This window comes from Yimella radicis, from assembly GCF_054778255.1.
The window spans coordinates 45,435-63,950 of sequence record NZ_BAAGZR010000004.1 but is presented as its reverse complement, the minus strand read 5'-3'; the positions used below and the strand labels follow the sequence as shown (position 1 = coordinate 63,950).

The 18,516-nt window shown below is 66.3% G+C and carries 19 protein-coding genes and 1 tRNA gene; 13 read left to right on the top strand and 7 right to left on the bottom strand.

Features of this window, described 5'->3' with window-relative positions; all coding sequences use genetic code 11:
- The 3 genes from ACYU8W_RS03640 to ACYU8W_RS03630 form a co-directional block, all read right to left on the bottom strand.
- Nucleotides 1–465: an FHA domain-containing protein FhaB/FipA gene (locus tag ACYU8W_RS03640; protein WP_129626442.1), complete on the bottom strand. Its 465-nt coding sequence runs from the start codon at nucleotides 463–465 to the stop codon at nucleotides 1–3.
- The gene (locus ACYU8W_RS03635) at nucleotides 462–1,607 is read right to left on the bottom strand and encodes an FHA domain-containing protein (RefSeq protein WP_499466729.1); all 1,146 of its coding nucleotides are present in this window, start codon (nucleotides 1,605–1,607) and stop codon (nucleotides 462–464) included. The genes ACYU8W_RS03640 and ACYU8W_RS03635 overlap by 4 nt, the downstream gene beginning before the upstream one ends.
- A 437-nt stretch (nucleotides 1,608–2,044) precedes the next feature.
- Nucleotides 2,045–3,178: a DUF2207 domain-containing protein gene (locus ACYU8W_RS03630; protein ID WP_499466727.1), complete on the bottom strand. Its 1,134-nt coding sequence runs from the start codon at nucleotides 3,176–3,178 to the stop codon at nucleotides 2,045–2,047.
- A 350-nt stretch (nucleotides 3,179–3,528) separates the two neighbouring features.
- On the opposite strand from ACYU8W_RS03630, the gene ACYU8W_RS03625 reads away from it, so the two are divergent.
- The 5 genes from ACYU8W_RS03625 to ACYU8W_RS03605 all read left to right on the top strand — a co-directional run bounded on the left by ACYU8W_RS03625 (nucleotide 3,529) and on the right by ACYU8W_RS03605 (nucleotide 7,769).
- Nucleotides 3,529–3,612, top strand: a tRNA-Leu gene (locus ACYU8W_RS03625).
- Between the two features lie 294 nt (nucleotides 3,613–3,906).
- A complete protein-coding gene (locus ACYU8W_RS03620) occupies nucleotides 3,907–5,130 on the top strand; it encodes an acyl-CoA dehydrogenase family protein (protein WP_129627736.1) in 1,224 nt (407 codons plus the stop codon).
- Nucleotides 5,127–5,792 carry a TetR/AcrR family transcriptional regulator gene (locus ACYU8W_RS03615; protein ID WP_239702767.1) on the top strand — a complete coding sequence of 222 codons (666 nt, stop codon included), beginning with the start codon at nucleotides 5,127–5,129 and terminating at the stop codon, nucleotides 5,790–5,792. The genes ACYU8W_RS03620 and ACYU8W_RS03615 overlap by 4 nt, the downstream gene beginning before the upstream one ends.
- Nucleotides 5,793–6,139: 347 nt before the next feature.
- Nucleotides 6,140–7,090 carry an NADPH:quinone oxidoreductase family protein gene (locus ACYU8W_RS03610; RefSeq protein WP_499466724.1) on the top strand — a complete coding sequence of 317 codons (951 nt, stop codon included), beginning with the start codon at nucleotides 6,140–6,142 and terminating at the stop codon, nucleotides 7,088–7,090.
- A 22-nt stretch (nucleotides 7,091–7,112) separates the two neighbouring features.
- On the top strand, nucleotides 7,113–7,769 hold the full coding sequence (locus tag ACYU8W_RS03605) for a hypothetical protein (RefSeq protein ID WP_499466722.1): 657 nt from the start codon (nucleotides 7,113–7,115) through the stop codon (nucleotides 7,767–7,769).
- Here ACYU8W_RS03605 and ACYU8W_RS03600 read toward each other — a convergent pair.
- The gene (locus tag ACYU8W_RS03600; RefSeq protein WP_499466720.1) at nucleotides 7,744–8,553 is read right to left on the bottom strand and encodes a hypothetical protein; all 810 of its coding nucleotides are present in this window, start codon (nucleotides 8,551–8,553) and stop codon (nucleotides 7,744–7,746) included. The genes ACYU8W_RS03605 and ACYU8W_RS03600 overlap by 26 nt on opposite strands.
- Before the next feature lie 34 nt (nucleotides 8,554–8,587).
- Here ACYU8W_RS03600 and ACYU8W_RS03595 point away from each other — a divergent pair, with 34 nt between their 5' ends.
- From ACYU8W_RS03595 to ACYU8W_RS03570, 6 genes are all read left to right on the top strand, one after another.
- Nucleotides 8,588–8,887, top strand: coding sequence for a hypothetical protein (locus ACYU8W_RS03595; protein ID WP_499466719.1), 300 nt, complete (start codon nucleotides 8,588–8,590; stop codon nucleotides 8,885–8,887).
- Between the two features lie 219 nt (nucleotides 8,888–9,106).
- Nucleotides 9,107–9,703, top strand: a complete 597-nt coding sequence (locus ACYU8W_RS03590; RefSeq protein ID WP_499466717.1) for a DoxX family protein — start codon at nucleotides 9,107–9,109, stop codon at nucleotides 9,701–9,703.
- A gap of 170 nt (nucleotides 9,704–9,873) precedes the next feature.
- Nucleotides 9,874–10,383, top strand: coding sequence for a pyridoxamine 5'-phosphate oxidase family protein (locus ACYU8W_RS03585; RefSeq protein WP_499466716.1), 510 nt, complete (start codon nucleotides 9,874–9,876; stop codon nucleotides 10,381–10,383).
- Nucleotides 10,384–10,610: 227 nt separating this feature from the next.
- On the top strand, nucleotides 10,611–11,492 hold the full coding sequence (gene ppk2 / locus ACYU8W_RS03580; protein ID WP_141927304.1) for a polyphosphate kinase 2: 882 nt from the start codon (nucleotides 10,611–10,613) through the stop codon (nucleotides 11,490–11,492).
- A gap of 220 nt (nucleotides 11,493–11,712) precedes the next feature.
- A complete protein-coding gene (locus ACYU8W_RS03575) occupies nucleotides 11,713–12,087 on the top strand; it encodes a phospholipase A2 (RefSeq protein WP_168990279.1) in 375 nt (124 codons plus the stop codon).
- Nucleotides 12,088–12,118: 31 nt separating this feature from the next.
- The gene (locus ACYU8W_RS03570; protein ID WP_499466715.1) at nucleotides 12,119–13,363 is read left to right on the top strand and encodes an arginine deiminase; all 1,245 of its coding nucleotides are present in this window, start codon (nucleotides 12,119–12,121) and stop codon (nucleotides 13,361–13,363) included.
- 111 nt (nucleotides 13,364–13,474) lie between these two features.
- Here ACYU8W_RS03570 and ACYU8W_RS03565 read toward each other — a convergent pair whose 3' ends face one another.
- Nucleotides 13,475–14,980, bottom strand: a complete 1,506-nt coding sequence (locus tag ACYU8W_RS03565; protein WP_499466713.1) for a plasmid pRiA4b ORF-3 family protein — start codon at nucleotides 14,978–14,980, stop codon at nucleotides 13,475–13,477.
- A gap of 294 nt (nucleotides 14,981–15,274) precedes the next feature.
- Between ACYU8W_RS03565 and ACYU8W_RS03560 the strand changes: the two genes are divergently transcribed.
- Both ACYU8W_RS03560 and ACYU8W_RS03555 read left to right on the top strand, forming a co-directional pair.
- Nucleotides 15,275–15,469, top strand: coding sequence for a helix-turn-helix transcriptional regulator (locus ACYU8W_RS03560; RefSeq protein WP_141927306.1), 195 nt, complete (start codon nucleotides 15,275–15,277; stop codon nucleotides 15,467–15,469).
- Complete coding sequence (locus tag ACYU8W_RS03555; protein WP_499466711.1) at nucleotides 15,469–16,659, top strand: type II toxin-antitoxin system HipA family toxin; 1,191 nt, start codon at nucleotides 15,469–15,471, stop codon at nucleotides 16,657–16,659. Before ACYU8W_RS03560 ends, ACYU8W_RS03555 begins: the two co-directional genes overlap by 1 nt.
- A 31-nt stretch (nucleotides 16,660–16,690) precedes the next feature.
- Here ACYU8W_RS03555 and ACYU8W_RS03550 read toward each other — a convergent pair whose 3' ends face one another.
- Complete coding sequence (locus tag ACYU8W_RS03550; RefSeq protein WP_499466709.1) at nucleotides 16,691–16,999, bottom strand: hypothetical protein; 309 nt, start codon at nucleotides 16,997–16,999, stop codon at nucleotides 16,691–16,693.
- A 54-nt stretch (nucleotides 17,000–17,053) separates the two neighbouring features.
- Complete coding sequence (locus ACYU8W_RS03545) at nucleotides 17,054–18,415, bottom strand: cryptochrome/photolyase family protein (protein WP_499466708.1); 1,362 nt, start codon at nucleotides 18,413–18,415, stop codon at nucleotides 17,054–17,056.
- Between the last annotated feature and the right edge of the window lie 101 nt (nucleotides 18,416–18,516).

Sequence of the window (18,516 nt, the reverse complement as noted above, 5' to 3'; positions counted from 1 at the left end):
TTACTTCCTGACTTCGAGCACCGTGGTGCCGATCCGGATGTGGGATCCCTCGTGCAACGGCACGTGTTCGCCGATGCGCTGCGGGCCGACGAAAGTACCGTTGGTGGAGCCGAGGTCGTCGACGAACCACTGGTCGCCTTCGGGGTATACGCGCGCGTGCCGGCCGCTGGCGAACTCGTCCGACAGCACCAGGCTGCACTCGGGGTTGCGACCGATGAGCACGCCGTTCTCGGTCAGCGGCACGGTGATGCCGCGCATGTGCCCGTCAACCACGGCCAGGTGGGTGGGGCCGCGCCGCTTGGGGGCGCGTCCGGCCGCCGGTGCGGCGACGGGACGCGAGGCGCCGCGGGTGACCGTGCGGGCGCCGTACAGGTCACCGCGCAGGACGCCGACGATGCTGAACACGAAGGCCCACAACAACGCCAGCAGTCCCAATCGGATTGCGGTGATGGTCAATTCGCTCATCGACGTTTGCCCTGCCGGAAGATGATCGACGTGCGGCCGACCGTGATGCGGTCGCCCTCGTCGAGGTGGACGCTGGTGACCCGTTCGCCGTTGAGGAACGTGCCGTTCGTGGAGCCCAGGTCGGACAAGCTCGCTACCAGGTGCGGACCGTCGTTCGTGACCCGAACTTCGCTGTGCCGCCGCGATACTCCGCTGTCGTCGAGCACGATGTCGACGTCGTCGTCGCGGCCGATGATGGTGATCGCGCCCATCAGCGGGTAGCGGTCGCCGTCGATGTCGAGGTAGGGACGCTGCCGGTAGCTGCGCGGCGCGGCCGGACTGGGGGTCCACGGCGCCGGACGCTCGGGCTGCTCCTCGTAGTACCTCGCGGGCTGTTCGTACTCGTCCTGCTGGTCCTGCTCGTTCGCGTACTGCGTCGGCTGGCGGTTCGGGTGTTGCGCGTCGTGATCCTGGTGATCCGACTGGTTGCGTCGGACGAAGGCGTGGCCGAACTCGTCCTCTTCTTCCCAGCCGTGGGCGTCCTGGGCCCTGTCGTGGGAGTCCTCGTCCCGGTCGTCGGCGTCCTCGTCCGACCGGCCGGTGTAGGTGTCGTGCGCCCCACCCGCGTGGTGGGTGACGGCTTCGCTGCGATCGTCGAACTCGGGATCGTGCTTGCGGCGCCGCATACCCGGAAGGGCGAACCCGCCGGCCGGCTTACGACTCGGCTCCGGTTCGGGAGCGTCGGTCGGCGCCTCGTGCGGGGGCTCCGGATCGGGTTGCTGCACCGCCTGGCGAGCGATCGAGGGACGCACCTTGAACACGCCCGTCTCGAGCGCATCGTTCTCGGTGAAGTTGACCGCGAGCGGCCCGCCCGGGGTGTACCGCTGCGTCTCGGCGTGCTCGGCGGCGCTCGCCTTCAACTCATCGACCAGCGCGGCCTGGTAGGCGGTGAGGTGTTCGTGGTCGGTGCTGCTGAGCTCGATGTCGAACAGGTTCGGCACGATCGGACGCTTGTTCTTGCCGGCGCTGGTGGCGCGGTCGTCCATGGCCCGGCGCATCGCGCTCGCGAGCTCGACCGGCTGGACCTCGGCGCGGAACGCCTTGGCGAACGCACTGTTCACCCCGGACTCGAGGCGCTTCTCGAGCTTGTCGAACAAGCCCATGTGGTCGCCCTCCTTGTCGCGTCGATCCCGGCCTGTGATGCGTGTGACTGCTGTGATCCACGAGTCGAGTTCGCGCGGCAGTCACGTCATCGTAACGAGGGCACCAACGATTGGCGGGTTCCCATCAGTTTCCGTGTTGCCCCGCGGCTTCGACACTGCCCGCAGGCGCCGACACCAGTGCGAGGACGAACGACCAGCCACCACACGAGCGTCGTGTCGAAGGGATCGAGACCATTCGGACGGTGGTCGAGTAGGTGCGGAGCGTTAGCGGAGTGCCACATGCGCTTGTCCTGAGCCGACGCGAGGTACGAGTGTCGTGTCGAAGGGATCGAGACCGTTCGGACGGTGGTCGAGTAGGCGCGGAGCGTCAGCGGAGTGCCGCGATCGAGACCATGGTGACGGGCGAACGAACACCCAGCCACTCGACCCGGACGACCTCAGCTCCCGCCGCCGCAGCTCCCGCCGCCACCGCAGCTCGACCCGCTGCACGAGCTCGAACTTCCACAACTGGCTCCACTCGAGCAGCTGCTCCAACCCCCACCGGACGAGCCACCGTCCGACCCGCCCGAGCCGCCACCGATGTCTCCACCGAACGAGTCCATCGACGAACCGAAGTCGCCGATGCCGTCGGTCAGTCCACCGATCGAGTCGCCGAACCCGTCGAACCCGCTGTCGAAGAACCCGCCGTCGAACCCACCGTCCCCGAAGCCACCGAAGTCCACGCCGCCGAACCACGCGAGGTCCGTCCCCCAGGTGCTGAGGATGACGGCGTCCGTCGCCCCGACGCTGCCGTCACCGATCCCGGCGTTGCGGGCGACGTCCTTGAAGACCTTCGCCCAGTGCTCGGCCTCACCGAGCGCGATGGCCCACGGCAGATAGCGGCTGAAGATCGAAGCGGCCTGCTCTACACGGATCTGGTCGGCCTCGGCGGTCTTGAGGTACTGGTGGAACTGGTCGGTCTGCGCCTGCAGCGCCGTCCGGATCGGGTGACGCTCGAACCGGTTCCCGGCGCCGATGGCCACGTCGGCGTCCGTGTTCATGCAGTCGCGGACGATCTGACCGACGCCTGCACGGGCACGCCGGCTGAGGGCGTCCATCTCGGTGACGTCGCCCGGGTTGCCCTGCGGAAACGCCATCAGCATGAGTTCGTGCGGGGCGCCGACCAGCTGGCTCGCGTCCTTGTTCGTACGGGTCAGATTCCAGTCGGTGTTCGAACGCCGGCGCGACTGGTCTGCATTCGGGTCTTTGTCGATGCGGATGTACCCGGCCACGGCCAGGTCGACGACGAGGGCGCCGAAGTCACGTCCGCCGACTCCCTTCGGCCCGAGCGCGCCGGTCATCCACGACAGGATTCGCTCCGGCGGCTCGAACCTGGGCGGCGGCGGGTTGGGCAAAAGGTTCTTGGACGACACGAATTGCGTCGGGTGCGCGTGCGGGTTGGCCGGAATCACTCCAGGAGCCACCCCGTCGAAGACCGGAACCTTCGAGTTCTTGGCGTTCAGAGCCTTCAGCCCGAACACGACGGCAACGACGATGAGGATGCACAGCACTACCCCGATGACCGGATCCATGCGCCCGATCCTGACACGTCGCCCGGAATTCACGCACGAAAGCGCGACAATCGCGCGTTACGACGGAGTACAGGCGCGTACCTCGGCGTAACGCGCGTCCGTAGCTCCTTCGTTCGTGCCCGCCGCGAACTCATCCGACCGATCTCCACAGGTACCTCCCACCCATCCGCCCGCCAGCCCGCGCCGGACGCCGGTTGAACAGGCGACCGTTACACATGTCTCAACATGTTCTCCCCACTTATCCACACTGTTCTCCACAGTTGTGAGTAGCCACTGTGAAAGTGCTCACCCGGACGGGAAACAACTCGATTTGTGTCAGGGACCTCGACAAGGCAAACTTGGGTGGTCTCGCGCGAGTGGCGGAATAGGCAGACGCGCACGGTTCAGGTCCGTGTGCCCGAAAGGGCGTGGGGGTTCAACTCCCCCCTCGCGCACGCGAAGACCGAAGGGCGGATCCTCTTGAGGATCCGCCCTTCGTCGTATAGCGCTCGTAGAGCACGGCCGCCAACAGATCGAGGTCTCCCACGCCGGTGGACGAGGTCTCCAACGGTGGTCGAGTAGGTGCGGAGCGTCAGCGGAGTGCCGTGATCGAGACCAGGTGAGGGTCGCTGGGACGCAACCACACAGCTCGAGAAGCCCGGAGATCATCCACCTGATTCCAGCCGCCACCTTGAACCTGAATCCGGATTCAGGTAAGACTGGAGGAAACCACCGACGAGAGGCGAACCATGTTCGAACCCAGTGAGCGCGGCCAGGAGTACCGGGAGAAGTTGCTGTCCTTCATGGACGAGTACGTCTACCCGGCCGAGAGCGTGTACCACGAGCAGATGGTGACGTCCGGCGACGTCAACCACCACCCGCAGGTGCTGGAGGACCTCAAGGCCGAGGCACGCGACCGCGGTCTGTGGAACCTGTTCCACCCGCACAAGGAGTGGGGCCCCGGCCTGTCGAACCTCGACTACGCGCACCTCGCCGAGGTCATGGGACGCAGCATCGAGCTCGCACCTGAGGCGACGAACTGCAACGCGCCCGACACCGGCAACATGGAGGTGCTGACTCTCTTCGGCACCGACGAGCACAAGGAGAAGTGGCTCAAGCCGCTCCTCGACGGCAAGATCGCCTCGGCCTTCGCGATGACCGAGCCGGCCGTCGCCAGCTCGGACGCCACCAACATCGAGACGCAGATGGTTGCCGACGGTGACGAGTACGTCATCAACGGCCGCAAGTGGTGGACCTCCAACGCCCTGCACAAGAACTGCAAGGTCCTCATCGTGATGGGCAAGACCGATCCGTCGGCCGAGAAGCACCGCCAGCAGTCGATGATGGTCGTCCCGCTCGACACCCCCGGTGTGAAGGTCGTCCGCGGCCTGCCGGTCTTCGGCTACCAGGACCGCGAGGGTCATGCCGAGGTCATCTTCGAGGACGTCCGCGTCCCGAAGTCGGCGCTGCTGGCCGGTGAGGGTGACGGCTTCATGATCAGTCAGGCACGTCTCGGTCCGGGCCGAATTCACCACTGCATGAGGGCAATCGGTGTTGCCGAGCGCGCCCTCGACCTGATGATCGACCGCGCCCAGTCGCGCGTCACCTTCGGTCAGCCGATCGCCAACCGCTCCAACATCCAGGACTGGATCGCCGAGTCGCGCATGGAGATCGAGATGGCCCGCCTGCTCACCCTGAAGGCGGCGTACCTGATGGACACCGTCGGCAACAAGGGCGCCCGCACCGAGATCTCCGCGATCAAGGTCGTCGCACCGAACGTCGCGCTCAAGGTCATCGACCGCGCGATCCAGGTGCACGGCGGCGGCGGCGTGAGCGACGACTTCCCGCTGGCGAAGATGTACGCCCACATGCGCACCCTGCGTCTGGCCGATGGCCCGGACGAGGTGCACAAGATGACGATCGCCCGCCAGGAACTGCGTCGCCGCGACGCCAACTGGGGCAAGAAGTCGTGACCGCGGCGCGCTCGGCCTCGTTGCCGGCGCTGGTCGACCCGTCGATGGTCGGCGTCCAACCGCAGACACCGCGCGGCCGCCGGACGCGGGACAACCTCGTCCGTGCGGCTCGCACCGTCTTCGAACGCGACGGGTACGTCGACTCGCGCCTGGTCGACATCGTGGCCGAGGCGCAGTGTTCGATCGGCACGTTCTACACCTGGTTCGACGGCAAGGACGAAGTGTTCGCGGCGGTGCTGCACGAGGCTCAGGCCGACATGCTGCACCCCGGCACCGGACGCATCGCCCCGGCCGACGACCCGGTGGCGATCATCGCCGAGAGCAATCGGGCCTATTTCGAAGCGTTTTCACGTAACGCGCGGCTGAACCAGTTGCTCGGGCAGGTGGCCTCGGTCGACCCGCGTTTCCGCGATCTGCGTAAAGCGAGGGCGGACGCGTTCATCGACCGCAACACCCGCGCGATCCGTGACCTGCAGAAACGCGGCCTCGCGGACGCCGAGCTGGACGCCCGGATCGCGGCCACCGCGCTCTCGGGCATGGTCTCCCGCCTGGCGAACGACTCCTACCTGTTCGACGACAACACCCCGGTCGACGCGCTGGTCACCACCGCCACGAGACTCTGGACCAACGCCCTCGGCCTCACCATGCCCACGTACAGGTGACCGTGTTCCGCACCAGGTCTCGATCGCGCTCGGTCGGTAGCCCTCCCTCGCTACTCGACCGGCGTGGTGACCCACGCCGGCCGAGTCGCCCAGTGCCGACAATCCCGCTGGTTGAGCCAGGCTGATATCGACAATCGCGCTGGTTGAGCCAGGCTGATATCGACAATCGCGCTGGTTGAGCCAGGCTGATACCGACAATCGCGCTGGTTGAGCCATGCTGATACCGACGATCCCGCTGGTTGAGCCAGGCTGATGACGAAGGAATCAGCCTGCGCCGAAACCTCGTGCGCGAACGAAGCGACTTCAGCAGCAATCAGGTCCCACAACGACATTCACGAAGGAAGACCATGAAGGCCATTCAGATCACCACCCTCGACGGACCCGACGCCCTTGAATTCAACGAGCTGCCCGACCCGTCCGGCGACGACAAGGTCGTCATCGACGTGAAGGCGGCCGGCGTCGCCTTCCCCGAACTCCTGCAGACCCGTGGCCTCTACCAGATGAAGCCCGAAACGCCCTTCGTCCCGGGCGCCGAGGTCGCCGGCATCGTCGAGTCCGCCCCCGAAGGGAGCGGCTTGTCCCAGGGCGACCGGGTGGCAGCGCTCCCGCTGCTCGGCGGGTTCGCACAGAAGGTGGCCGCTGACCCGTCGCTCACGTTCCAGCTGCCCGACTCGGTCGGCTTCGAAGAAGGCGCGTCCTTCCTGTTCAACTACTGCACCGCCTACTTCGGACTCGTCGAACGCGGGCAGCTCGCCGAGGGCGAGACCGTCCTGGTGCACGGCGCCGCCGGCGGCATCGGCACCGCGTCCATCCAGGTCGCCAAGGCCTTCGGCGCCGGACGGGTGATCGCGGTCGTCTCGACCGAGGCCAAGGGTGAGGTCGCCAAGCAGGCCGGCGCGGACGAGTTCGTGCTGGCCGAGGGATTCAAGGACGCGGTCGGCAAGTCGGTCGACATCGTCGTCGACCCGGTGGGCGGTGACCGCTTCACCGACTCGCTTCGTTGCCTGAAGGACGACGGACGCATCCTGGTCATCGGATTCACCGCCGGTTCGATTCCCGAGGTGAAGGTGAATCGCCTTCTGCTGAACAACATCTCGGTCGTCGGCGTCGGCTGGGGCGCGTACGCGTTGACGCGTCCGGGGCACATCGGCAAGGAGTGGGAGGCGCTGCGCCCGCACCTGGAGAGCGGCGTCCTGAAGCCCATCGTGGGCGACACCTACCCGCTCGAGCAGGCCGCCGAGGCGCTGAAGTCGCTGGAGACCCGCACGGTCACCGGCAAAGTCGTGTTGCTGCCCTGAGTCAGGTGAACAGAGTCGGACAATGCCGGACGACATCGACCTCGACGACGCGATGGACGCGGTCCGCCAGGGACGCGTCCGCGTCACCGGACGCACCCAGGCCATCGCACTCCTGCTCCACGGCGGGCGCGCAACCGAGCTGCAGCCCAAGCGTTTCCGGGATATCTCATACCTACGGATGCTCCCCTTCGCGTCGGCCGTCCGGCGAGTGTCGAGGGGCCGGGTCGCCCCGGTGCTGGTGCACAACACGCACGGCGGCTGGGTGGCGCAGTCCGGGAGCGGAGTCGTCCAGGCCCGTGAACTCGTCCGCCGGTTGCACGCCGAGTACGACCTGCCGATCGTGCTGCTGGGTCACTCCAGCGGGGGGTGGGCGGCGATCCGCGCCGGACGCGAGAAGTCGGTGATCGGCAGCGTCGCCCTTGCGCCCTGGGTGGCCGACGACGAACACGCAGAACCGTTGCGCGAGAAGATCGTTCGAGTCATCCACGGTGAGAACGACACCGTTTGCTCGCCCGCGAAAGCGCGCCGGTTCGTCGAACGGCTCCAGGCACTAGGGGCAGACGCGACCTACACCGAGGTGCCCGGCGGCGGTCATGCGTTGATCGACAAACCGTGGCGCTGGCACAACCTCGCCGCGACCGCTGTCACCGAGATCAGCTCGGAACGCAGCTCTCGATAGGCGTGGTCTCGCAGGTGTCCCACGGCCGGTAGCCGGTGACCATCCAACGACCGCTCTGCTTGGTGACGGTCAAGGTCGCGTACCAGACGTTGTCGGTGTGGTTCTCGCCCACTTCGGCCACGCACGTCCACGGGGTGCCGCCCTTCGGCGTGCACGTGTTGTAGACGACGTTCTCGATCCCGCCGCTGTCGGTGCCACGAATCGCTGCGGGCGTTCCGTACTGAGCGGCCTTGGTCTCGTTCTTCGCTCCGATCGCACGCAGGAACGCGTTCGCAGTGCCGACCTGGTCGAGGCCAGAGGCTGCCGGGGACGAGGCGGCGGACATCTTCGTCGCGGTGGCGAACCACGCCTTGCGGATCGAGACCTTCTTCATCGCGCCGTTGCCGGTTGCTGCATCTGCAGTCCACGCCGCTGCGCTTCGGTCGAAGCTGCTCGGGAGCGGGTCTGCGCTGGAACGCGCGAACAAGCCGCGGCCGTCGGCGCAGGAGTACCAGGACAACCGCTGGTCCGGGCGCGGCGGGTGGTGCGCATGACTGACCACCTCACAGCGCACGCCGTCACTCAACTCGACGGCGAACGGAGAGGCCGATGCCGATGCTTTCACCGCACTGCCGTCCGGAGTGTCGATCAGCGCCAGCTCACGGTTGAACGCGGAGTGCAGACATGCGGACGTTCCATCGCTCAGTGGCCAGCAGGCGTTCAGGCCCTGTGCGTTCGAGCCGCAGTGGAAGATGCCGTCGGCGATCGCGAAACCTGACGGGTCTGTGTAACCGCCGCAGCCCATCGAGTCGCGGCGCGTCGTCCATCCGGGTGCGAGGGTGCCCGAGGTCGTACGTGGGTTGATGCCGACGATCTCGGTACGCCCACCGGATGTGCTGCTGGGTGTCGACGATGCGGACGAGCTCGGCGAGGCCGTGGAGGTCAAGGCGGAGGATGACGTAGGCCTCGGCGACCCGGTCGTCGTCGAGTCGCTTGAGGTGCTCGACCCGGTCGCGCTCGCCGAACTTGCCGGCGATGACTTCGTCGCGGCGTCGTTCGAACCACCGTTGCAACCACTCAGCACCAGCACCGCCGCGGCCGTTGCTCCCAGCATGCGTCGCTTCACGTGTCCCCCTTGATCGTGGCCCCCTTGAAGGGCTCTGCATCTGGATCGTATTGCTCGGCACTGACACTCTCCAGGCAACGGCCGACACGCCGCCTCGAACTTCGCCCGTCCGACACCGACACGACACACCGAGGCAATGGAGTGGCCACTTACGCGGCGTAGTACTACCATTGATAGTAGGTAGGCCGATCCGCCCCGGATCGCCCACCACCCCGTGGGAGGGATGTTGGCCATGAGCAACACGACAGACCGCCGAGTTGACGAAGGACACGACCGCGCAGGGCGTCGCGACCACGACGCAACCGACCACGCGGTGACGTTCCAGGAGGACGTCGTCCGATCCCCGATCGCTCGCTGGCTGCTGAGCATCCTGCGGATCATCCTCGGCTTCTTCTTCCTGTGGCCGTTCCTGGACAAGCTGTTCGGCCTCGGTTACGCGACCCCCGAGGCACGCGCTTGGGTCAACGGCGGCAAGCCGGCGCAGGGATTCATGAAGAACGCGGAGGGCCCGTTCGGCGACTTCTTCAAGAACATCGCCGGCACGTGGTCCGACTGGCTGTTCATGGCCGGCCTCGCCGGTATCGGCATCGCGATGCTCTTCGGCGCGGGCCTGAAGCTCGCCGCCTGGTCGGGCACGCTGCTGCTCTTCCTCATGTACCTCGCAGAGTTCCCGATCGGCCAGTCCGGCAAGGGCTTCACGAACCCGGTCTTCGACAGCCACTGGCTCGAGGCACTCGGACTCCTGGTGGTCGCCTACACGTTCTCCGGCGACAAGCTCGGACTCGGACGCTGGTGGGGACGCAAGGTCGGCAACGGCATCCTGCGCTGACCGCGCCTGCGAAGAGCCGCACCCAGTAACGACCGGTTCCCTTGACTACAGCCGTAGTGAAGGGAGCTGGTCGTCATTACGTCCATTTCTCTAGCGCCAGGGCTCCACGTACGTCTGCGGGCAGGCACTTGCGTCCGGTTCGTCCTTCTTGTTCATTGCGTTCCCCTTAATTGGCGTGTCGGAGGCCCGACCCCGCGCAGGGACCGGCGCACGACGTCCCGACGTTCGTCGAGATGGTCAAGGACGAGCGCACCTGCATGTTCACCTCGCTCGACGCCGACGGCACGATCATCAGCCGTCCGATGGCGGTGCAGAAGGTGGACGTCGTCGGGACGCTGTGGTTCATGGCGTTCGCCGACTCCCCGAAGATCGACCAGCTCGCCACGCACCCGCAGGTGAACATCGCGTTCGTCAGTGGCACGTCGTGGGTATCGGCCAGTGGCACAGGCGAACTGGTCGACGACGTCGCGAAGAAGAAGGAGCTGTGGAACCCGTTCGCGCAGGCCTGGTTCCAGCGGGAGCCGGAGAGCCCTGAGGTCGCGTTGATCCGGGTGAACCTCACCGGTGGTGAGTTCTGGGATTCGCCCAGCAAGCCCGCGCAGCTGTTCGGCATGGTCAAGGGCGCGGTCACCAAGCAGCGTCCGGACGACGGCGAGAACGCCAAGCTCGACCTCGCCTGAGGCGGGCCACAAAGACCTCAGCCGTCGCGCTTCCCACTCCGGGGTTGGGGAGTGCGCGGCTGAGTATCTTTCGCGCTGAACGGCACCGCCCGTGTGCTGACTCGTCCTCTGCGATCGGCCGTCTCCGCAGTCGAATCGGTGCCGGACGCGCACATGGTGAGACGGATGCCACTCACCGGTCGGCCCAATTGGCAACAGACAGCGGGCCGCAATGGCACGATCGGAACATGGCCAAGAAGACTGCGAGCGGCATGGTCCGCATGGACAAGGACCTCTACGAAGAGGAGTTGGAGCGACTCCAGGCTCAGCTGGTGGCGATGCAGGAGTGGGTCAAGGAGACCGGTGCCCGTGTCGTCGTCATCTTTGAGGGCCGGGACGCAGCCGGCAAGGGTTCGGCGATCAAGCGCATCACCGAGTACCTCAGCCCGCGCGTTGCTCGCGTCTCCGCGCTGCCCGCGCCGTCCGACCGCGAGAAGACGCAGTGGTACTTCCAGCGCTACATCCAGCACCTGCCGGCCGCCGGCGAGATCGTCATCTTCGACCGCTCCTGGTACAACCGCGCCGGCGTAGAGCATGTGATGGGGTTCTGTACGGAGGAGCAGTACGAGCGCTTCCTGGTGCAGGCGCCGATCTTCGAGCAGATGCTGATCGACGACGGCATCATCCTGTTGAAGTACTGGTTCTCGGTGTCGGACGTTGAGCAGGAGGCGCGCTTCAAGTCGCGTCACAGCGACCCGATGCGGCAGTGGAAGCTGTCCCCGATGGACCTCGAGTCGATCACCCGCTGGGAGGCCTACTCACAGGCCAAGGACCAGATGTTCGCTGCCACCGACCGCTCGCAATCGCCTTGGTACGTGGTCGAATCCGAGGACAAGCGCGCGTCCCGCATCAACGTGATCGCGCACCTGCTGTCGATGATTCCGTGGGAGTACGTGAAGGTGAAGGTGCCGTCGATCCCGGAGCGCCCCGCACCTGTCGGCTACACCCGCCCGCCCCGTACCTCCCAGACCTACGTCCCCGACCACGCAGGTGAGGTGAACAAGTTGGGCAAGGTCACTGAGAAGCCGATCACGAAGGCGACCAGCAAGAAGGCGGCCAAGAAGAAGTAGTCCTCGCGTTTCGCTGGTTGAGCCGTGGGAGTGAGCTTGCGAACGCCCACGCGCCGAAACCAGGCTGACGTTCGACGCCCGCCCGACCGCGCGCGTCCGAGTAAGAACTTCGCAAAGAAACGCACTCACCCATTCCCACCGGCCCGCCCGCCTGCAACGTTGGAGCTTCACACTTCGACGAAACGGGGCGGACATGGCGGGTCGCAAATTCTTGACAGTGATGAGCGGGGTCGCGATGGCGGCCGGTGTCTCCCTGACGACGGTCCCGGAAGCGCAGGCCGCACCCACCGCTACCTACGTCTACGCAGCGGGCGAGTTCCAGTGCGGACCCAACAACTGGATCGGACGCCTCGTCCCCGAGAACCCGCCGGGTGGGGCGAACTTCCACTACGCGTGCACCCGCCACGACGCGTGCTACAGCGCGGGCAGCCGCACCAACCGCCTGACCTGCGACACCGCGTTCCGCACCCGGATGAACAACGCGTGCGCCGCCGCCGGCAAGGGCGCGACGTGCCGCGCGATCGCGTCCACCTATTACTGGGCCGTCCGCGGAGCGGGCCGGTTCTATTACAAGGGCAGCGGGCTGAACAACTGATCGGCGCACTCCGGAATGAGACGATCGACGAATGCCTGAAGTCGGAGTCCATTCCGAGGCCGGACGCCTGCGCCGCGTCCTGGTCTGTCGTCCGAGCCTGGCGCACCTGCGCCTCACCCCTGACACGTGCGCGGACCTGTTGTTCGACGAGGTCATCTGGGTCGAGAAGGCCCAGCGAGACCACGCCGACTTCGTGGCGAAGATGGAATCGCGTGGCGTCGAGGTGCTCGACCTGCTCGATCTGCTGACCGACATCCTCGACCAACCTGTAGCTCGCGCATGGGTGCTCGACCGCAAGGTGACCGATGACCGGGTCGGGGCGGCATTCACCGACGACCTGCGCAGTTGGCTCGACTCGTTGCCCGCTGCAGAATTGACGGAGTACCTCGTTGGAGGGGTGTCGTACCGAGACGTGCCGGACGATCTGTCGAGTCCGCTGCTGCAGGTGGCCCGCGACCTCGACCAGATGGGGTTCTTCATCCCGCCGTTGCCGAACACGTTGTTCATGCGCGACAACACGTCGTGGATCTACGGCGGTGTCACGCTGAACCCGATGTATTGGCCTGTCCGACAACAGGAAACGTTGCTGACGACGGCGGTGTACCGGTTCCATCCGGCGTTCGCCGATCAGGATCTGACGTACTGGTTCGGTGATCCGGACGGGCGCAATCTGTTCCGCGGACTCGCGACGCTCGAGGGCGGTGACGTGATGCCCGTCGGTAACGGCGTCGTGCTCATCGGTATGGGGGAGCGCACCTCGCAGCAGGCGATCACCCAGGTCGCGCACACGCTCTTCGACGCGGGCGCTGCTGCGCAGGTGATCGTTGCCGCGTTGCCGAAGCTGCGTGCTGCGATGCACCTCGACACCGTGTTCACGTTCTGCTCAGAGGACGTCGTGACCGCGTTCGCGCCCATCACCGACCGCATCGTGCCGATCACGCTGCGTCCCGACCCGAACGCGCCGTCCGGCCTCGACGTGCACCGCGCCGACACGTCCTTCGTCGAGACGGTGGGCAAGGCCCTCGGCACGAAGTTGCGCACGGTCGCGACCGACGGCGACCCGTTCGGCGTGCAACGCGAACAGTGGGACGACGGCGCCAACCTGTTGGCCCTCGAACCCGGCGTCGTCATGGGTTACGACCGCAATACCGCCACCAACAAGGCGCTCGCGAACGCGGGCATCGAGGTCATCACGATCAGCGCCGGCGAACTCGGACGCGGACGCGGCGGCGGACGCTGCATGACCTGCCCCGTCCTCCGCGACCCCCTCTACTGACCCCCAGCACACCTCTCGCTGGTTGAGTCCCAGAATTTCCGCTGGTTGAGCCGTGCAGCCGAGGTACGAGGTTGCATGCGCCGAAACCCGTTGACACTCAACGAAACTCCATCACGCGTCCGGCCAGAGCGCCTTCTTCGCGAGCTGACGCGCACCCGCGGATACGACCGGCCCCGTCCAACGAAAAGCAGCGTTCGGATCGCCGGCAACGATCCGCTCGATGCGATACACCCGCAGTTCGTGCCGATGCACGGGCGCCTCGGCGTAATCCCCTGCCCGCCAACCGAGCTCCGTGAGCAAGTTCGCCACCTGGTCCTCGAAGTCGTCACGTGTCTCGAACGGCCGACCAGCCGCAAGTAGCAGCAACGCAAGAACGTTCACATCCCGACCCATCTCGGTCTCACCGCGGAGCAACGACCCGGCAACGACCGACGACAGAACCCCTGCATCCGCACCGGCCTTCCGTCCGAGCGGTGTGAGCAGGAGCCGCTCGCGGTGCTTGCGCAGCAGCTTCAGGGCGACACACTCACGACGCAGCTGGCTCACTTCAGGCGTGTGCTGCTCGCGGTTGCCCTTGCCATAGCCCCAGTTCAATCCGCTCTCGTTCCAAACGTGTTCGCACGCATCTGGCGCGAGCCAGCCCGCCTTGGTCAACGGAATGCCGTCCGGATCGGCCAGGTCGAGCATCGTCTGGAACGGACGCAACTGCTCCCGCAACTCCACGTCCGTGGCCGGCGCTGCCCGCAAGGCTTCGCTGCTGAGCAGGATGAGTTCACCGATGAGATGCCGCGGACACCGGCCGACCAGCGCTTCGAACTCGGGCGCACGCTGCACCCCGTCAACCGCAACATCGAAGATCGCTGAGGCGCCACCCGTTCCCGACATCGACAGGGCGAAGTTCGCATCCTCGACGCTGAAGTCATCCGGGTCGTAGTCCGCCGGCAACCAGTGCGCGAGGTCCTCGAACTCGCCGCTCAGCAACTGCGGGTCCTTCACCCGCCGCAACTCTGCTGCCAGGTCGTTGAAGAACCCGATCCCACCGACGTCCTCGGGCGGGCAACGTCGTCCTCCCGCAACGCATTTCGCGATCTTGTCGTCGGGAGTCGCCGTCCGTACCTGCTCCACGACGATCCGGTGTTCCCACCCGTCACCGAGGTCGTACTCGTAGTTCAGTCCGTCGCCCTTGGCGCGCAGAATCTGGTCGAGCCGGACGTCGGTCTCCGGCGTCCCACTCTCGCCCTCACCGACGTCGAACTCGTTGAGGAAGTAGTTCCGATCGCCGGGAATATGGAACCGATGCAGGTGGCTGTTCGACCACCCCATCGCGTCCTGCAGCACGTCGTGGAACGCGTCGAGCGCCATGTCCGTGCGCACCTGCAACCGCCGCCAGATGAGCGGTTCGGAGTCCTCGAGTTCGACCTTGATCGTCAGCAGCAACGGCTCATCCAGCGGCGCGGCGACCGCGACCGGTTTGTTGAAGTGTTGCTGGAAGCTGCCGGTGCGCAGCGAGTCGAGGATGCGCCCTCGACGCAGGTCCTCCAGGAGTTCGGACGGGTCGCGTCCGGCGATGATCTGCTTCACGAGCGCATCGATGTCAGGTTGGTTGGATCCGCCCATGTTCCCGAGTCAACCAGATCGATCGCTCGAGTCACGTCGGTTCGTGTGCGTACGATCGCGGTGACTGTTGGAAGTCGAATCCCAATATGGAAAGGTCGGCGGCCCACGCCACGTGGTACGACTGCGTCCGATGAGAGGCAGGATCGTGCCGGTTCGGAGATGGAAGGGTCACCACCGAGCCCTTTCCGAGACGTGATCGGCATGATCGTGCCGATCGGTCTTGACCAGAGCCTCGCATGGCTGACATCGTGCTTGAAGCGGCACGATCATGCCGGTACGGAAGTGGGGACCCGAATGTCGATCGGCAGCACCATCCGAGAACGTCGACGCGAACTCGGCCTCGTCCAGGCTGAGATCGCTGATCTGTCAGGGGTCTCCGAACGCTTCGTGCGTGAGGTCGAGGCCGACAAACCGACGGTGCGCCTCGACAAACTCACCGCCCTCGCGAACGCCCTCGGCCTGGAACTCACGCTGAGCGAGCGCCGGTAGTGAACCGCCTCGACCCACGCGACGTGAAGGTCGCGGACGTCTACAAGGCCGGTCGTCGGGCCGCCACCCTGACCCGGGACGGCGCCGTCAACACCTTCGCCTACCTGCCGGACTACGACGGTCCGGCGGTCGCCACGACACTTCCCCTCGACAGCGCGCCGGTGTCGGCCGGGTCGGGAGCGGTGCCGGCGTTCTTCGCCAACCTGCTCCCCGAGGGACGTCGCCTCACCGCGCTGCGTCAGTCGGTCAAGACAAGTGGCGATGATGAACTCAGCCTCTTGCTTGCCGTGGGCGGCGACCCGGTGGGCGACGTGCAGGTCTTACCTACGGGCGTCGAACCATCTTCGGTCGAGCCGAAGACCAACGAACCGGGTGAACTCGATTTCGCTGAACTCCTTGCGGACCAGGGAGTCTCGGATCCGAGTGTGCTCGCCGGGATCCAGGACAAGGTGTCCGGTCGAATGCTGACACTGCCGTTGCAGTTCGGCGGTAGGGATCGGTTGCTGAAGTTCGAGGTGCCGGAGTTTCCCCGCGTGGTCGAGAACGAACACTTCTTCCTGGAGCGAGCCAAACGGCTACGTCACCCGGTGGTGAGATCGCAGGTGCTGCACGATTCACGCAATCGTTCCGGGCTGTTGATCGACCGCTTCGACCGTCCGGTGAAAGACGGCTCGCTCACCTCTCTGGCGGTCGAGGACGGTGCGCAACTGCTGAACATCCATCCGGCACAGAAGTATTCGGTCAGAACCGAGGCTCTCGCCGATGCGGTGGCTTCCGTCTGTGCCGCGCGCCCGGTGGCCCTTCGGGCGGTGTTCCAACAGGTGCTGTTCGCGTGGCTGACCGGCAACGGCGACTTGCACGCCAAGAACATGTCCGTCCTGCAGCACGGAAGTGAGTGGCGCGTGGCGCCCATCTACGACATTCCCTCGACGCTGCCGTACGGCGATCACACGATGGCACTGTCGATCGGCGGGCGACGAGATGGACTGTCCCGCAAGCAATTCGATACCTTCGGTGCACGCCTGGGTCTTCCACGCCGCGCGATCGACCGTACGGTCGATGAGGTCCTGGCTGTCACCGAACGAATCGAGGAGGAGATCGCGGACGGTGCGATCGGGTTCGACACACGACGTCAACGGGACCTCGTCAGGGCTCTGCGACGACGTCGGCGCGTCATCGCTGAGGACTAGTGCAAGACGCTGGTCGCGTAGTGAGGAAGGGTTACCGACCGAGCGCGATCGAGACCCTACCGGTGGTGCCGTACGACGCGATCAACGTCGACGCCACGTCGACGAGTGGTGTCAGGATCGCCGGCCGGTCGAGGGTGACATCGAGAATCAGCGGGCACTGATCGGCGATCCGCTGCATGCGCACCACGAACCCGGGCGGGAAGTCGAGCGAGCCCTGGTGGAACCACGCCTCGAGGAACAGATCGGACCGCTCGTCGAAGGGAGCGCCGACCCGGACGATCGCGACGCCCGCTTCCTCCGGTCTGTAAGCGCTTTCATCGATGTGTGGGACACAGGTCACCTTCGGATGGGAAGGGTCGAGGTGGCAGTTCGCCGAAGGAATCCGTTCTCGCGATTACCCACGCCCGCGGGCCCGGTCGTACCGACGTAGCGCCTCTTCGCGTTCCTCCGCGTGATCGACGATCCGCTCGGGGTAGCCGTGCGCGTAGCCGTCGTCGTGCTTCCAGGGTTCGTGCGCGGCCTTGCCGTCGAGGTGTCGCAACTCGGGGATCCAGCGGCGCACGTAGTCACCGTCCGGGTCGAACTTGATGCCCTGGGTGACCGGGTTGAACACCCGGAAGTAGGGGGACGCGTCCGTGCCGGTGCCCGCGACCCACTGCCAGCCATGGTTGTTGGAGGCGAGGTCACCGTCGATCAGGTGGTCGAGGAAGTGGCGCGCGCCGACCGGCCACCACACGTGCAGGTGTTTGGTCAGGAAGCTAGCGGTGACCATGCGGACGCGGTTGTGCATCCACCCGGTCTCGGCCAGTTGCCGCATCCCGGCGTCGACGAACGGGAAGCCGGTGCGGCCTTCCTGCCAGGCCCGGACGCCGTCGCCGGGCGGGTCGTACTCCATGCCGCGCAGCGAAGTGGTCAGGTCGTGCCACGCACTGGACGGTTCGCGCAGCAGCACGTCGGCGTAGAACTCGCGCCAGGCGAGTTCGGTGATGAAGGTGTCGACGCCCTCGCCGCTGCGGCCGCGCAGGTCGGCCAGCAGGGTGCGCGGGTGGATGGCACCGACCTTGAGGTAGGGGCTGAGGAAGGACGTGCCGGCGATGCTCGGGCGATCGCGAGTGGCGGCGTAGTCGTCGATTCCGCTGTGTAAGAACTCTTTCCAACGATCCAGCGCAGCGTCTTCACCCGCGTCAGGGAGGGTGGGAACGTCCTTCAGGGCGTCGTCGACGGCCTTCGTCGCAGCAGCGTCATTGCGGATGTCGCGCCAGTTCGGCTCGACCTCCGGCGCCGGGTCGGAGGTGCCCCGTTCGCGCCAGGTTCGGGCGAACGGGGTGAACACCTTGAACCCGTCACCGCTCTTGTTCCGGATGATCCCCGGGCCGATCGCGTACGGCGTGCCGGCCTCGACCCACTCGATACCGTTGCGCTGCAGCGCTTCTGCGACATCGCGATCGCGGCGGGCGCCGTACGGTGTGGTCTCGCGGGTGACGTGCACCGAGGTTGCGCCGATGCGCTCGGCAACCTGGGGGATCACCTCGCGTGGGTCGCCGTGCAGCAACGCGAGGTGTCCGTCGAAGCTCGCGACGGCGGCCTTGACCGAGGCGGCAAGCCAAGCCCGTCGGACGCCGCCCGCGCCTCCCCACAGCGTGGGGTCGACGACGAACACGGCAGCCACGTCGTCGGCCGTTGCTTCGTGGGCACTGAGCAGGGCCGGCAGGTCGTTGCGGCGCAGGTCTCGGCGCAGCCATAGGAGCGTGGTCACCGACCCATCCTCGCCGGGTCCAGTCCTGCGATTGGCCGCCGGCCGCGTTCAATTCGCCGACACCGCGAGTGTGGTCACCGGGCACGACGTCAGCCAGACGC

What these genes read in the sequence shown, in the direction of transcription:
- ACYU8W_RS03640 (WP_129626442.1), bottom strand. Translation starts at nt 465, where the DNA reads ATGAGCGAATTGACCATCACCGCAATCCGATTGGGACTGCTGGCGTTG.
- ACYU8W_RS03635 (WP_499466729.1), bottom strand. Translation starts at nt 1,607, where the DNA reads ATGGGCTTGTTCGACAAGCTCGAGAAGCGCCTCGAGTCCGGGGTGAAC.
- ACYU8W_RS03630 (WP_499466727.1), bottom strand. Translation starts at nt 3,178, where the DNA reads ATGGATCCGGTCATCGGGGTAGTGCTGTGCATCCTCATCGTCGTTGCC.
- ACYU8W_RS03620 (WP_129627736.1), top strand. Translation starts at nt 3,907, where the DNA reads ATGTTCGAACCCAGTGAGCGCGGCCAGGAGTACCGGGAGAAGTTGCTG.
- ACYU8W_RS03610 (WP_499466724.1), top strand. Translation starts at nt 6,140, where the DNA reads ATGAAGGCCATTCAGATCACCACCCTCGACGGACCCGACGCCCTTGAA.
- ACYU8W_RS03605 (WP_499466722.1), top strand. Translation starts at nt 7,113, where the DNA reads ATGCCGGACGACATCGACCTCGACGACGCGATGGACGCGGTCCGCCAG.
- ACYU8W_RS03600 (WP_499466720.1), bottom strand. Translation starts at nt 8,553, where the DNA reads ATGGGCTGCGGCGGTTACACAGACCCGTCAGGTTTCGCGATCGCCGAC.
- ACYU8W_RS03590 (WP_499466717.1), top strand. Translation starts at nt 9,107, where the DNA reads ATGAGCAACACGACAGACCGCCGAGTTGACGAAGGACACGACCGCGCA.
- ppk2 (WP_141927304.1), top strand. Translation starts at nt 10,611, where the DNA reads ATGGCCAAGAAGACTGCGAGCGGCATGGTCCGCATGGACAAGGACCTC.
- ACYU8W_RS03575 (WP_168990279.1), top strand. Translation starts at nt 11,713, where the DNA reads ATGAGCGGGGTCGCGATGGCGGCCGGTGTCTCCCTGACGACGGTCCCG.
- ACYU8W_RS03570 (WP_499466715.1), top strand. Translation starts at nt 12,119, where the DNA reads ATGCCTGAAGTCGGAGTCCATTCCGAGGCCGGACGCCTGCGCCGCGTC.
- ACYU8W_RS03565 (WP_499466713.1), bottom strand. Translation starts at nt 14,980, where the DNA reads ATGGGCGGATCCAACCAACCTGACATCGATGCGCTCGTGAAGCAGATC.
- ACYU8W_RS03560 (WP_141927306.1), top strand. Translation starts at nt 15,275, where the DNA reads ATGTCGATCGGCAGCACCATCCGAGAACGTCGACGCGAACTCGGCCTC.